This window comes from Anaerococcus sp. Marseille-Q7828 (assembly GCF_949769285.1).
Taxonomy (GTDB): Bacteria; Bacillota; Clostridia; order Tissierellales; family Peptoniphilaceae; genus Anaerococcus.
Genome location: NZ_OX458331.1, coordinates 774101 through 787280 on the forward strand (window position 1 = coordinate 774101; position 13180 = coordinate 787280).

The 13180-nt window shown below is 35.6% G+C and carries 27 protein-coding genes; 25 read left to right on the forward strand and 2 right to left on the reverse strand.

Translation table 11 applies throughout. From position 1 onward, the window contains the following. Positions 1 to 28: 28 nt before the first annotated feature. On the reverse strand, positions 29 to 733 hold the full coding sequence (locus tag QNH69_RS03730; RefSeq protein ID WP_282929270.1) for an LrgB family protein: 705 nt from the start codon (positions 731 to 733) through the stop codon (positions 29 to 31). Position 734: 1 nt separating this feature from the next. Continuing rightward, complete coding sequence (locus QNH69_RS03735) at positions 735 to 1079, reverse strand: CidA/LrgA family protein (protein WP_282929271.1); 345 nt, start codon at positions 1077 to 1079, stop codon at positions 735 to 737. A 371-nt stretch (positions 1080 to 1450) separates the two neighbouring features. Here QNH69_RS03735 and rpsJ point away from each other — a divergent pair, with 371 nt between their 5' ends. The 25 genes from rpsJ (at position 1451) to rpmJ (ending at position 13180) form a co-directional block, all read left to right on the forward strand. After that, a complete protein-coding gene (rpsJ, locus tag QNH69_RS03740) occupies positions 1451 to 1762 on the forward strand; it encodes a 30S ribosomal protein S10 (RefSeq protein WP_044565289.1) in 312 nt (103 codons plus the stop codon). Between the two features lie 56 nt (positions 1763 to 1818). Next, the gene (rplC, locus tag QNH69_RS03745) at positions 1819 to 2454 is read left to right on the forward strand and encodes a 50S ribosomal protein L3 (protein WP_044565290.1); all 636 of its coding nucleotides are present in this window, start codon (positions 1819 to 1821) and stop codon (positions 2452 to 2454) included. 11 nt (positions 2455 to 2465) lie between these two features. After that, positions 2466 to 3089: a 50S ribosomal protein L4 gene (gene rplD / locus QNH69_RS03750; protein WP_282929272.1), complete on the forward strand. Its 624-nt coding sequence runs from the start codon at positions 2466 to 2468 to the stop codon at positions 3087 to 3089. Beyond that, positions 3089 to 3382, forward strand: a complete 294-nt coding sequence (gene rplW, locus QNH69_RS03755; RefSeq protein WP_282929273.1) for a 50S ribosomal protein L23 — start codon at positions 3089 to 3091, stop codon at positions 3380 to 3382. Before rplD ends, rplW begins: the two co-directional genes overlap by 1 nt. Positions 3383 to 3393: 11 nt before the next feature. Continuing rightward, positions 3394 to 4227 (forward strand): 50S ribosomal protein L2, encoded by an 834-nt coding sequence (rplB, locus tag QNH69_RS03760; protein WP_282929274.1) that lies wholly within the window; start codon positions 3394 to 3396, stop codon positions 4225 to 4227. A gap of 9 nt (positions 4228 to 4236) precedes the next feature. Next, positions 4237 to 4524, forward strand: coding sequence for a 30S ribosomal protein S19 (rpsS, locus tag QNH69_RS03765; RefSeq protein WP_044565294.1), 288 nt, complete (start codon positions 4237 to 4239; stop codon positions 4522 to 4524). A gap of 9 nt (positions 4525 to 4533) precedes the next feature. Then, positions 4534 to 4872, forward strand: coding sequence for a 50S ribosomal protein L22 (gene rplV / locus QNH69_RS03770; protein ID WP_044565295.1), 339 nt, complete (start codon positions 4534 to 4536; stop codon positions 4870 to 4872). A gap of 9 nt (positions 4873 to 4881) precedes the next feature. Further along, positions 4882 to 5628: a 30S ribosomal protein S3 gene (gene rpsC / locus QNH69_RS03775; RefSeq protein WP_282929275.1), complete on the forward strand. Its 747-nt coding sequence runs from the start codon at positions 4882 to 4884 to the stop codon at positions 5626 to 5628. Positions 5629 to 5652: 24 nt separating this feature from the next. Next, on the forward strand, positions 5653 to 6081 hold the full coding sequence (rplP, locus tag QNH69_RS03780) for a 50S ribosomal protein L16 (RefSeq protein WP_044565297.1): 429 nt from the start codon (positions 5653 to 5655) through the stop codon (positions 6079 to 6081). 2 nt (positions 6082 to 6083) lie between these two features. Further along, complete coding sequence (gene rpmC / locus QNH69_RS03785) at positions 6084 to 6290, forward strand: 50S ribosomal protein L29 (protein WP_044565298.1); 207 nt, start codon at positions 6084 to 6086, stop codon at positions 6288 to 6290. 5 nt (positions 6291 to 6295) lie between these two features. After that, a complete protein-coding gene (gene rpsQ / locus QNH69_RS03790) occupies positions 6296 to 6556 on the forward strand; it encodes a 30S ribosomal protein S17 (protein WP_282929276.1) in 261 nt (86 codons plus the stop codon). Between the two features lie 18 nt (positions 6557 to 6574). Further along, on the forward strand, positions 6575 to 6943 hold the full coding sequence (gene rplN / locus QNH69_RS03795; RefSeq protein ID WP_044565301.1) for a 50S ribosomal protein L14: 369 nt from the start codon (positions 6575 to 6577) through the stop codon (positions 6941 to 6943). Positions 6944 to 6952: 9 nt separating this feature from the next. Continuing rightward, a complete protein-coding gene (rplX, locus tag QNH69_RS03800; RefSeq protein ID WP_044565303.1) occupies positions 6953 to 7261 on the forward strand; it encodes a 50S ribosomal protein L24 in 309 nt (102 codons plus the stop codon). A 12-nt stretch (positions 7262 to 7273) separates the two neighbouring features. Next, complete coding sequence (rplE, locus tag QNH69_RS03805; RefSeq protein WP_044565304.1) at positions 7274 to 7816, forward strand: 50S ribosomal protein L5; 543 nt, start codon at positions 7274 to 7276, stop codon at positions 7814 to 7816. Between the two features lie 11 nt (positions 7817 to 7827). Beyond that, positions 7828 to 8013 carry a type Z 30S ribosomal protein S14 gene (locus QNH69_RS03810; RefSeq protein WP_073998432.1) on the forward strand — a complete coding sequence of 62 codons (186 nt, stop codon included), beginning with the start codon at positions 7828 to 7830 and terminating at the stop codon, positions 8011 to 8013. Between the two features lie 18 nt (positions 8014 to 8031). Further along, positions 8032 to 8427, forward strand: a complete 396-nt coding sequence (gene rpsH, locus QNH69_RS03815) for a 30S ribosomal protein S8 (RefSeq protein WP_282929277.1) — start codon at positions 8032 to 8034, stop codon at positions 8425 to 8427. A 10-nt stretch (positions 8428 to 8437) separates the two neighbouring features. Next, positions 8438 to 8977, forward strand: coding sequence for a 50S ribosomal protein L6 (gene rplF / locus QNH69_RS03820; RefSeq protein WP_044565307.1), 540 nt, complete (start codon positions 8438 to 8440; stop codon positions 8975 to 8977). Positions 8978 to 8987: 10 nt separating this feature from the next. After that, positions 8988 to 9353 (forward strand): 50S ribosomal protein L18, encoded by a 366-nt coding sequence (gene rplR / locus QNH69_RS03825; RefSeq protein WP_282929278.1) that lies wholly within the window; start codon positions 8988 to 8990, stop codon positions 9351 to 9353. A gap of 11 nt (positions 9354 to 9364) precedes the next feature. Beyond that, positions 9365 to 9874: a 30S ribosomal protein S5 gene (gene rpsE / locus QNH69_RS03830; RefSeq protein WP_044565310.1), complete on the forward strand. Its 510-nt coding sequence runs from the start codon at positions 9365 to 9367 to the stop codon at positions 9872 to 9874. 10 nt (positions 9875 to 9884) lie between these two features. Beyond that, positions 9885 to 10067 (forward strand): 50S ribosomal protein L30, encoded by a 183-nt coding sequence (gene rpmD / locus QNH69_RS03835; RefSeq protein ID WP_044565311.1) that lies wholly within the window; start codon positions 9885 to 9887, stop codon positions 10065 to 10067. Between the two features lie 9 nt (positions 10068 to 10076). Next, entirely contained in the window at positions 10077 to 10568 is a 492-nt protein-coding gene (rplO, locus tag QNH69_RS03840; protein WP_282929279.1) for a 50S ribosomal protein L15, read from the forward strand. A 15-nt stretch (positions 10569 to 10583) separates the two neighbouring features. After that, positions 10584 to 11858, forward strand: coding sequence for a preprotein translocase subunit SecY (secY, locus tag QNH69_RS03845; RefSeq protein WP_282929280.1), 1275 nt, complete (start codon positions 10584 to 10586; stop codon positions 11856 to 11858). A 3-nt stretch (positions 11859 to 11861) separates the two neighbouring features. Further along, positions 11862 to 12521, forward strand: a complete 660-nt coding sequence (locus tag QNH69_RS03850) for an adenylate kinase (RefSeq protein WP_282929281.1) — start codon at positions 11862 to 11864, stop codon at positions 12519 to 12521. Between the two features lie 121 nt (positions 12522 to 12642). Further along, positions 12643 to 12861 carry a translation initiation factor IF-1 gene (infA, locus tag QNH69_RS03855; RefSeq protein WP_282929282.1) on the forward strand — a complete coding sequence of 73 codons (219 nt, stop codon included), beginning with the start codon at positions 12643 to 12645 and terminating at the stop codon, positions 12859 to 12861. A gap of 205 nt (positions 12862 to 13066) precedes the next feature. Continuing rightward, complete coding sequence (rpmJ, locus tag QNH69_RS03860; protein ID WP_282929283.1) at positions 13067 to 13180, forward strand: 50S ribosomal protein L36; 114 nt, start codon at positions 13067 to 13069, stop codon at positions 13178 to 13180.

Genomic DNA, 13180 nt, shown 5'->3' on the forward strand with positions numbered 1-13180 from the left:
CCTGCAAGGACTCCTTTCTTGCAGGTTTTTAGCTTATTATGTTTGTGATAAAGACCATTAGAGGCATTAGGATTACTGTTACAATGCCTGCTACAGCTATTGATAGGCCGCTCATGGCGCCTTGGACTTCTCCCATATCGCGGGCTTTGGTTGTTCCTAGGGCGTGGGCTACAGTGCCTATGCCAACTCCTTGGGCGACTGGATCTGTGATTTTGAAGACTTTGATAATTATTGGTGCTATTATGATGCCTACAATTCCACGAATTATAACTGCTATAGCGCTTAGGGCTACTATGCCACCGTATTCCTCAGATAAACCTATGGCTATGGCTGTTGTTACAGACTTTGGCAAGAGGGTTACAGTCATTACAAATTCTACTCCAAAAATTTTAGCAAGTATAACCGTAAGAAACATAGATATGAAACTTCCACCTATGATTCCAATCATTATTGCCTTGAAATTTTCTCTTAATATATCGATATTTTCATAAAGACTAACTACTAGGGCTACTGTTGCAGGTCCTATGAAAAAGGATATGATTGATCCTCCCATATTGTAATCTGCATAGGATATGCCAGCCAATGATAGAATGGCGGAGATGGTAACTATGGATAGGAGTAGTGGGTTAAAGATAGCTTTCAAAATCACATTATTAATCTTCTTGTTTACTTTTTTGCTAGCCTCAAAGACTACAAATGATAATATTATTCCAAAATACGAATTAGCAAACATCTTATTTTCCTTTTTGTACAATTGATACAAGCTTCATACTAACTACCATGGCAATGCTAGCAGTTATAAGAGTGATAACAAACATAGCAAAGAAATTTTGCCTAAATAAGTCAAAATTTTCTATGATACCTACGCCAGCTGGGACAAAGAGAAAACTCATATTTTCAAGTATGGTTTCTGAGGCTCTTTTGACATCGGTTGTTTTTAGGATCTTGGTCAAAAACAAGACAAAAAGTATGATCATGCCATAAATTGTTTCTGGTATTGGTAGGGGTAATATTGCTTTTAAGACGCTGCCGGCAAAGAGGGCTGCGATTAATATTGCAAATTGTTCTAAAAAATTCATATAAACTCCTTATTTTCTTTCCTTTATTATAATATAAGCTAATAAGATTTTAACATTAATTTTTCCCTTGACAAGTAAGAATTCCCTAGTATATTTAAAAGCAACCGGCAAAAGGCTAATTATTAAGCGTTAGCGTTTATTTTTAGATATTATCATAAATATTTCTAAAATTATGTAAAATATACCAATTAAGGCTTGATTTTATAAGTTTTTTGTTGTATTATTATATGGTGCTTTGAAGCAAGATGTTGCTTGGTTTGTAGGCCGCAAGCTAAGGGAACTCTTGACCAGCAAGTTTGAAAATATATTTCAAGCGCTTTCCAAAAAAATATCAAACGCCCGGAAGCGTGGCAAAGAAAGAGAGAGGAAAAATGGCTAATCAACAAAAGATCAGAATTAGACTAAGAGCTTACGATCACGAAGTTATCGATAGCTCAGCAGAGAAAATCGTAGAAGCGGTTAAAAGAAGCGGAGCAGAAGTATCTGGACCAATCCCACTTCCAACAGAAGTAGAAAAGATTACAATCTTAAGAGCGGTTCACAAATACAAAGACTCTAGAGAACAGTTTGAACAAAGAACACACAAAAGATTAATCGATATAATCAATCCAAATGCTAAAACACTTGATGCACTTAAGAAATTAAACTTACCTGCAGGTGTTGATATCGAGATTAAGTTATAATAACTGTAATTAGAATGATTGGATATTCAATCCGCTGTAATTAAGGAGGTACTCGAATGAAGAGTATATTTACAACAAAAGTAGGCATGACTCAAGTCATCGACGAAGATGGAGTTATTACTCCAGTTACTGTTCTAAAAGCTGAAGAAAATGTAGTTGTACAAGTTAAAACAGAAGAAATCGACGGTTACAACGCAGCTCAAATCGGCTACATAGACAAAAAAGAAAAAAATGTTAAAAAGCCACAAAAAGCTCATTTTGACAAAGCAGGTGCACCTTACAAAAGACACCTTAAAGAAATCAACTTCGGAAATGAAGCAGTTGAACTTAAAGCAGGTGACACACTAAGTGTTGATATCTTTGAAGAAGGCGAAATCGTAGACGTTGTTGCAACAAGCAAGGGTAAAGGAACTCAAGGTGCTATTAAAAGATGGAACTATGGTAGAGGTCCGGTATCTCACGGTTCTAAATCACACAGAGTTGCCGGTGCTCGTGCAGCAGGTTCAGATCCAGCTAGAGTATTCAAGGGTAGAAAAGGTTCAGGAAAAATGGGAAATGAACGCGTAACAATCCAAAACCTAAAAGTGGTTAAGGTTAGTGCTGACGACTCATACATCCTAGTTAAAGGTGCGGTTCCAGGACCTAAAGGCGGCGTAGTAGAAGTTAAACAAGCTGTCAAAGGCCAAAACTAAGGAGGACAGTAATGCCTAAAGTTAACGTTTTAAACATTAAAGGAGAAAATGTTGGCGAAATCGAGTTAAACGAAACTCTATTTGCAACTAATATCAGCAAGCAAGCTGTTTACGAAGTTGTAAAAAACCAACTAGCAAATAAAAGACAAGGTACACAATCTGCTAAGACACGTGCTGAAGTACGTGGTGGTGGACGTAAACCATTTAGACAAAAGGGAACAGGTAGAGCTCGTCAAGGTTCTATAAGAGCTCCACACTACACAGGTGGTGGTGTTGTGTTCGCTCCAAAGCCAAGAGATTATAGCTACAGCGTTCCAAAGAAACTTAGACGTAAAGCACTTTATTCAGTACTAACAAGCAAAGCTAACGAAAATGAACTAGTAGTACTAGATGAATTAAAGATGGATACATTTAAAACTAAAGAAGCAGCAAACATCCTAAATGCAATAGATGCTGGTAAGAAAGCATATGTTGTTACAGCTGAAAATGACAATGTAGTTTATAGATCATTTAGAAATATCGAAGGCGTAGATGTAGCTCCTGCAAACTTAGTGAATGTATATGACCTTGTAAGACATAACAAGTTAGTAATAACAAAAGATGCTATTGCTAAACTTGAGGAGGTATTTATCTAATGAAATCACCTTATGAAGTAATCAAAAGACCAATTATAACAGAAAAAAGCATGGGAATGCTTGATGAAAACAAATACACTTTTGAAGTAGATAAAAATGCTAACAAACCAGAAATTAAAGCTGCTATCGAAGCTATATTTGACGGTGTAAAAGTCAAAAAAGTTAGAACCATGAACTATGAAGGCAAAAAAGGTAGAACAAAATATGGTTATGGTAAAAGAGCAGACTGGAAGAAAGCTATCGTAACACTAACAGATGATAGCCAAGAAATCGAATACTTCGAAGGTTTATAAGGAGGATTTAAATGCCTATAAGAAAATTAAAACCAACCTCAAACGGCCATAGAAATATGTCTGTTTCTACATTCGAAGAAATTACTACAAACAAACCAGAAAAATCACTTCTAACTGACCTTAAATCTAAAGGTGGTAGAAACAATACAGGTAGAACCACAGTAAGATTTAGAGGTGGTGGAGTAAAAAGAAAATATAGAATTATTGACTTTAAGAGAAATAAAGATGGCATTCCAGCAAGAGTAAAGACAATTGAATACGATCCAAACAGATCTGCAAATATTGCACTCCTTGCTTATGCTGATGGTGAAAAAAGATATATCCTAGCTCCAAGAGGACTTAAAGTTGGAGATGAAGTACTTTCAGGAGCTGAAGCTGATATCAAACCAGGTAATGCACTTGAACTTAAAGATATCCCAGTTGGTACAACAGTACACAACATCGAATTACGCCAAGGTCAAGGCGGAATCCTTGTAAGGTCTGCCGGAGTTGGAGCACAACTTATGGCTAAAGAAGGTAAATTTGCAACACTAAGATTACCTTCAGGTGAAACAAGACTTATTCACTTAAACTGCAAGGCAACAATTGGTACAGTAGGTAACCAAGAACACGAATTAGTAAGACTTGGTAAAGCTGGTAAATCTAGATACCTAGGAAGAAGACCTCACGTTCGTGGTTCTGCAATGAACCCAGTAGATCACCCACACGGTGGTGGTGAAGGTAGAACACCAGTTGGTCGTCCAGCACCAATGACACCATGGGGCCAAAAAGCTATCGGTGTTAAAACACGTAATAAGAAAAAAGCTTCTAATCAATATATCGTAAGAAGAAGAGACGAAAAATAGGGGGATATAATGGCTAGATCACTAAAAAAAGGACCATTTGTCGATGATCATTTAATGAAGAAAATTGACGAATTAAATGAAAAAAATGAGAAAAAAGTTATTAGAACATGGTCAAGACGTTCTACAATATTCCCTGAATTTGTAGAACACACAATAGCAGTTCACGATGGTAGAAAACACGTGCCAATCTATATCACAGAAGATATGGTAGGACACAAATTAGGTGAATTCGTACCAACAAGAACATTTAGAGGCCATGCTAAAAAAGCTACTGAAGCAAAAGCGAAAATGCGTTAGGAGATAGAAATGGAAGTTAAAGCAACAGCTAAATATCAAAGAATATCTCCTCTAAAAGTTAACTATATTTGTAAAGAAATCAGAGGTAAGCAAGTAGACGAAGCACTAAACATTCTAAGATTTACAAACAAAAAAGGCGCTAGACTACTTGAAGATGTACTAAAAAGTGCTATTGCAAATGCTGAAAACAACAATGGTTTAGATAGAGAAAACCTAATAGTATCAAAAGCATTTGCTAACGATGCTCCAACATTTAGAAGATGGCATCCAAAAGCTAAAGGTGCAGCTTATCCAATACTTAAGAGAAACAGCCACATTGGTGTGGTTCTTACTAATATAGAAGACTAGGAGGAAAAAATGGGCCAAAAAGTAAACCCTAAGGGATTTAGAGTTGGTGTTATTAAAGACTGGGATTCAAAATGGTTTGCGGACAAAGAAGACTTCTCAGACCTACTAGTGGAAGACTATAACATCAGAAAATTAATCAAAAAAGAAATGTATGATGCAGGTATTGCAGATATCGAAATCGAAAGAGCTGTAAATAACCTTAAAATCACAATCTTTGCTGGAAAACCAGGAATGGTTATAGGTAAAGGTGGAGCAGGAATCGAAGAACTAAAGAAAAAAATCGAAAAAGTTGCTCCAGGTAAAAGAACAATCATCAACGTAGAAGAAATCAGATATCAAGACCTAAATGCTCAATTAGTTGCAGAAAATATAGCATCTGCTCTTGAAAACAGGGTTGCATTTAGACGTGCTATGAAACAACCAATCCAAAGAACAATGAGAGCGGGAGCTAAGGGTATCAAAACTATGGTATCAGGACGTCTTGGTGGAGCTGATATGGCTAGAAGTGAAGGATATTCAGAAGGAACAATTCCACTTCAAACACTAAGAGCTGACATTGATTATGGATTTGCAGAAGCAGATACAGAATATGGTAAAATTGGTTGTAAAGTTTGGATTTACAAAGGCGAAATCCTACCAGGAGAAAAAGCTGTTCGTGAACCAAAGATGAAAAATCAACCAAACAACAGAAACAAAAAAAGAAGAAATAATAACAGACGTCCTAATAGAAACAACAAGGAAAATACTAACAGATAGTATTTATATAAGGAGAGATAACTTATGTTAATGCCTAAAAGAGTTAAATATCGTAGACAACATAGAGGCAGAATGAAAGGTAAAGCTCAAAAAGGAAACCAACTAGCTTACGGTGAATACGGCTTACAATCACTAGAAGCTACTTGGATGACAGCTAACCAAATCGAGGCTGCTCGTCGTGCGATGACAAGATATATAAAAAGAGGCGGTCAAATCTGGATCAATGTATTCCCAGATAAACCAGTTTCTAAGAAACCTGCAGAAGTAAGAATGGGTTCTGGTAAAGGTGCTCCAGAATATTGGGTAGCAGTTATAAAACCAGGCCGTGTACTATTTGAGATGAGTGGTGTAAGCGAAGAGGTTGCTAGAGAAGCTATGAGGCTTGCTGCACAAAAACTTCCTGTTAAGACAAAATTCATCAAGAGACTTGAAGTGACAGGTACGGAGGAATAATAATGAAAGCAAAAGAAATCAGAAGTTTATCAGACCAAGATTTAGATAAAAAATTATATGATTTACAAGGTGAGCTTTTTAATCTTCGTTTCAGACTTGCAACTGGCCAATTAGAAAATCCATCAGAAATTGGAAATGTCAAAAAAGACATCGCAAGAGTTAAAACAATTCAAACTGAAAGAAAGCTTAATATAAATAGGGAGGCTTAAATTTCATGGAAAGAAATAGTAGAAGAGTAGAGCGTGGTGTTGTAGTTTCCGATGCGATGGATAAAACAATTACAGTTTTAGTAGAGGACAAAATCTCACACCCAGTTTACAAAAAAAGAATCAATAGAAGTAAAAAATACAAAGCTCATGATGAAAATAATGAAGCTAAAGTAGGCGATACAGTCGTAATTATGGAGACTCGTCCTCTATCAAAGACAAAAAGATGGAGACTTGTTAGAATTGCACAAGCTGCTGAAATTATTTAATTAATTAAGGAGATTATAATGATACAACAAGAAACTCGTATGAGAGTTGCAGATAACTCCGGAGCTCGTGAATTATCAGTAATTAAAGTTCTAGGTGGAACAGGTATAAGATACGCTAACATTGGAGATGTTGTAGTTTGTTCAGTTAAAAGTGCAACACCCGGCGGAGCGGTAAAAAAAGGTGACATTGTTAAAGCTGTAATAGTTAGAAGCAAAAGAGGTCTAAAAAGAATTGACGGATCAAAAATTAACTTTGACGAAAATGCAGCAGTAATCATCAAAGATGACAAATCACCAGTAGGAACACGTATATTTGGACCAGTTACCAGAGAACTAAGAAGAGAGGGATTTATGAGAATCATCTCCCTTGCTCCAGAAGTTTTATAGGAGGCACAAATGCACGTTAAAAAAGGCGATAAAGTTCAAATAATATCAGGCCAAGATAAGGGTCATGTTGGAGAAATACTTAAAGCTTTCCCAAAAGAAAATAAAGTAATAGTCGAAGGTGCTAACATTAGAATCAAACACCAAAGAGCAACTCAACTTGGTGGCGAAAGTGGAAGAATCGAAAAAGAATGCCCAATTGATGCTTCAAAAGTTCTACTTTATTCAGAAGAACTTAAAAAAGGTGTTAGAACTAGCAAAGTGTTTGAAGATGGTAAAAAAATCAGAGTAAACCATAAAACAAACGAGAAATTTGACTAGTTAGGAGATATTATGGCAAACAGATTAAAAGAAAAATACGAAAATGAAGTAGTAAAAGCATTAATTGAAAAATTTGACTACAAAAATGTAATGGAAGTTCCAAAAATAGAAAAAATAGTAGTAAACGTTGGTGTTGGTGAAGCAAAAGACAACCAAAACCTACTAAATTCTGTTAAAAACGAACTTGCTTTAATTACTGGTCAACAACCAATTGAAGCTCATGCTAAAAAATCAGTAGCTAACTTCAAACTTAGAGAAGGTCAAGCTATAGGAGCAAAAGTAACACTAAGACGTGAAAAAATGTATGATTTCCTAGACAAGCTAATCTCAATCTCACTACCACGTGTACGTGACTTTAGAGGTATCAATCCAAACTCATTTGATGGTCGTGGAAACTATTCACTAGGAATCAAAGAACAATTAATATTCCCAGAAATCAAATACGATGATGTTGATTTCATCCACGGTATGGATATTACAATTGTTACTACAGCTAAAACAGATGAAGAAGCTAAAGCATTCTTAGAACTAATGGGAATGCCATTTACAAAATAAAGGAGCGCTAAATGGCTAAAAAGTCAATGATAGCTAAACAAAAAAGACCACATAAATTTTCAACTCAAGAATATAACAGATGTAAAATTTGTGGTAGACCACATGGTTATTTAAGAAAATATGGAATTTGCCGTATTTGCTTTAGAGAACTAGCAAACGAAGGCAAGATTCCTGGAGTAAGAAAATCAAGCTGGTAATTAGGGAGGATAAATATTATGATGACAGATCCAATTGCGGATATGCTAACAAGAATTAGAAATGCAGTCAAAGCTAATCATAAACAAGTTAGCTTACCATCTTCTAATGAAAAGAAAGCTATTGCACAAATTCTTCTTGATGAAGGCTTCATAAACGGATTTAACGTAGAAGAAGACAATAAACAAGGAATTCTTACAATAGATTTAAAATATACAGAAAACGGTGAAAAAGTAATCTCAGGACTTAGAAGAATCAGTAAACCAGGTCTTCGTGTTTATGTAAAAGCAAACGAAGTACCAAAGGTATTAAACGGTCTTGGAACAGCAATTATTTCAACATCAAAAGGACTTTTAACTGACAAAGCAGCTAGATACGAAAATGTAGGCGGCGAAGTTATTTGTTACGTATGGTAAGGAGAAATATATGTCAAGAATAGGTAAACAACCAATCGATATACCATCTGGAGTAACAGTTGATATTGATGGTCAAGAAATTAGAGTTGAAGGACCAAAAGGAAAACTAGCTCAAAAATTCCCAACAACAATCGAAGTTGTTGAAAGTGACAATCAAATACTTGTAAATATTCCAGAAGAATATACAAAACAACAAAACATAGACCACGGTTTATTTAGATCACTAATTGCTAACATGGTAACAGGTGTTACTGAAGGTTATAGCAAGACTTTACAAATCGAAGGTACAGGATACAGGGCAGCAAAACAAGGCAACAACCTTGTAATGAACCTAGGTTTCTCTCACCAAGTAACAATGGCTGATCCAGAAGGAATCGAAGTAGAAGTACCAAACGATAGAACAATTGTTGTAAAAGGTGTAGATAAACAATTAGTAGGCTCACATGCTGCAAACATCAGAAAATGGAGAAAACCTGAACCATACAAGGGTAAGGGTATCAGATATGAAAACGAGCATGTAAGACGTAAAGTTGGTAAGACAGGTAAGTAGGAGATAATAAATGGCTAAAGATAATAAAAGACAAAGACTTTTAACTCGTAAAAAAAGAGTTAGAGCAAAAATCAGCGGAACTCCTGAAAGACCAAGACTATCAGTATATAAATCAAATGCCAACATCTATGCACAAATAATTGACGATGTAAACGGCGTTACACTAGTAAGTGCTAATACTTTACAAGAAGATGTAGCAGACGGATTAGAAAGCAAATCTAACATCGAAGCTGCAACAAAAGTAGGCGAAGCTATTGGTAAAAAAGCTATTGAAGCAGGAATTAGCGAAGTAGCCTTTGACAGAAATGGTAACCTATACCACGGTAAAGTTAAAGCTTTAGCTGAAGGCGCTCGTAGTGCTGGTCTTAAGTTTTAAGGAGCTATTAGATGAATTATTTATTAAGAAGTGAAGTAGAAAAACTAAACCTCGAAGATAGAGTAGTATCAATCAACAGAGTTGCTAAAACTGTAAAAGGTGGACGTAACATGAGATTTGCTGCATTAGTAGTTGTTGGAGACTCTAACGGTGTAGTTGGAGTAGGAACAGGTAAGGCTACTGAAGTACCAGAAGCAATCAGAAAAGCAAGCGAAGATGCTAAAAAACACATGATAAGAGTTCCACTAGTAGGAACAACAACTCCTCACAGAATCGAAGGAGTAAAAGGCGCAGGACATGTATTACTAATGCCAGCTAAAGAAGGTACTGGAGTTATCGCAGGTGGTCCAGTACGTGCTATATGCGAACTTGCTGGTTACAAAGATATCCGTGCTAAAAACTTAGGATCAAACAACCCAAGAAACATCATCAATGCTTGTCTAGACGCATTTGCTAAGATGAAGACTGTTGAAGATGTAGCTAAACTTCGTGGTATTCCGGTAGAAGAATTCGATTATTAAGGAGAAGACTATGGCACAATTAGAAATCAAACTTAAAAAATCTTTTATCGGCAGAAAAGATGATCAAATTGCAACAGCTAAAGCCTTAGGTCTTAGAAAGATCGGCCAAAGCGTTGTAAGAGAAGATAATCCAGCAGTAAGAGGAATGATTAACAAAATTCCATTTATGCTTGAAGTAAAAGAATTAAACTAGGAGTGTAAGATGAAATTACATGAATTACAACCTAACCAACCACTAAAAAAGAAAAAGAGAAAAGGTAGAGGTCCAGGTTCAGGTAATGGTACACGCGCAGGACGTGGACAAGATGGACAAAACTCAAGATCTGGTGGAGGAACAAGACCAGGTTTTGAAGGTGGACAAATGCCACTATACAGACGTCTTCCAAAAAGAGGATTTAGGAACATCAACAAAAAACAATATGAAGTCATCAATGTTGAAAGCCTAAACATCTTTGAAGATGGTACTGACGTAACACCAGAATTATTATTCGAAAACAAAATATTAAACAAAAACAAAGCTAAAGACGGAGTTAAAATCCTTGGCGATGGTGAGCTAAATGTTAGACTAAACGTTAAGGCTCACAAGTTTACAGCAAGTGCAAAAGAAAAAATTGAGCAAGCAGGCGGATCATTCGAAGAAATAGAAGTTAAAAAATGGGTAAAACCATCTAAGAACGATAAAGTTAGTGAATAATCTGCGAGGTGAGCAATGCTAGAAACAATAAAAAAAGCATCTAAAGAGCCAGAAATTAAGAAAAAGTTTTGGTTTACAATCCTAATGCTTGTAATCTATAGACTTGGAAACAATATTCCAATACCATTTATAGATCCACAAGCCCTTCGTGATGCATATTCAAATGTAGAAGGAACATTAGTTGATTATCTTAACATGCTAACAGGTGGGGGCCTATCAACCCTATCAATCTTTGCCCTAGGTGTACAACCTTACATCACTTCATCTATCGTAATGCAGCTATTAACAGTTGTAATACCAAGACTAGAAGAATTGACACGTGAGGGAGAACAAGGCCGTAAGCAAATCCAAAAATATACCAGATATATGACAATTGTCTTGGCTATATTCCAAGCAATAGCAGTAACTAATGGTCTATATGGATCTGCCTTATCAAATGCAACAGCATTTCAAAAGATTGTTATGAATGTTGTCCTAATCGGTGGCACAATGTTTGTAACATGGATGGGTGAAACAATTACCGAAAAAGGACTTGGAAATGGTACAAGTTTAATAATCTTTATGGGTATTATAGCTTCATTTCCAAAAACTATCGCTCGTTGGAAAGACCAAGTTCACTATGGACTAGTAGGTTACTTACCAATAGTAATCATGGTTATTCTAGTAATCTTAATAGTAATGAGCGTAGTATTAATATCAGAAGGTGAAAGAAAGATTCCAGTCCAATACGCCAAAAGAGTTGTTGGACGTAAGATGTATGGTGGCCAATCTACTCACATCCCAGTAAAAGTAAACATGGGCGGAGTAATGCCAATAGTATTTGCATCAGCAGTACTAGCAATACCATCAACTGTTTCCTTATTCTTTGGAAATGGTGGTCAATCTGGAATAACAAATTTCTTCCAAAATACAACAGTTGGATTTATACTATACTTAGTAATCCAATCTGCACTAATATTAATATTTGCTTACTTCTACAATCAAATTCAATTTAACACTGTAGAATATGCAAAACAACTTCAACAAAACGGTGGTTTCGTACCTGGAATTAGACCTGGTAAACCAACCAGTGACTACTTAGGAAAAGTTGCAACAAGAATCACATTCATTGGTTCGATTGCACTAGCCCTACTAACAATAATTCCAGCAATAGCTTCAAAATTACTAGGACTATCAATATCATTTGGTGGATCATCAGTAATAATCGTAGTAGGTGTAATAATCGAAACAATCAAACAACTTGAAGCAATGATGACTATGAAGCAATATAAAGGGTTTTTAAATAGGTAAAAGATGAATATAATTTTGTTAGGGCCTCCAGGAGCTGGTAAAGGTACACTTTCAAGCAAAATCATTGAAAACAAACAAGCAGTTCAAATATCAACTGGAGACATATTTAGATATAATATTTCAAATGAAACTGAACTTGGTTTAAAAGCAAAAGCTTACATGGATAAGGGAGAATTGGTCCCAGATGAACTAACAATAGATTTATTGTGGGACAAATTCGATAGCCTTGGTGAAGATCACAAGGACTCAATAATACTATTTGATGGATTTCCAAGAACCATAAGCCAAGCAAAAGCTTTGGATGATGGAATGGAAGAAAGAAATCAAAAGATAGATATGGTAATCTACTTTGATGTAGACGATGAAATCTTAATCCAAAGACTAACAGGAAGAAGAACTTGCCCAAAATGTGGAGCAACCTACCATATCACAAACAATCCACCAAAAATAGAAGATGTTTGCGACAAATGTGGAACTAAGTTAATCCAAAGAGCAGATGATACAATTGAAACTGTTAAAAATAGAATCGATGTATACAACAAACAAACCTCTGTACTCATTGAATATTACACAAATAAAGGTATATTAAAGAGTATTGATGGCACCAAAAAACCAGATCTTGTATACAAAGAATTCGAAGATAAGTTAGGGGAAATTAACTAACTTATGGTAAAAACAAAAGTTACATTAGAATCTTTAATTAGTTTCTAAGATATGTCTTATTAAGTTAAGGCAAAAGTAAAATTTTTTAAGACATGTTGAAGAATTAAAGGAGGTTCTATATATGTCAAAAAAAGATGCTATAGAAGTTACAGGAGTTGTCACAGAAGCTCTACCAAATGCAATATTTAAAGTAGAACTAGACAATGGACACGAAATACAAGCCCACATATCAGGCAAACTCCGCATGAACAGCATAAGAATACTAGAAGGAGATAAAGTAACAGTAGAACTATCTCCATACGACTTAAGCCAAGGACGCATTACTTGGAGACGTAAATAGTCCCATCATCTTGGGTGTAAAATCTGAAAGATTTTACATCTCTGAGATAAGCGAAGATGCAAAGCATCGAGCGAATCCAGAGAACTAAGCGAGTAGAAGCGAAGCTTTTGCGAGAGGATATCATCTTGGGTGTAAAATCTGAAAGATTACAAACTAAGATTATGACTATTCTATAAAGCATAAGTTTAACAGATAGGAGCATAACATGAAAGTTAGAGCATCAGTTAAAAAAATGTGTGATAAATGCAAAATTATCAAAAGAAACGGCAAAGTTATGATAATTTGCGAAAATCCAAAACACAAACAAAGACAAGGTTAG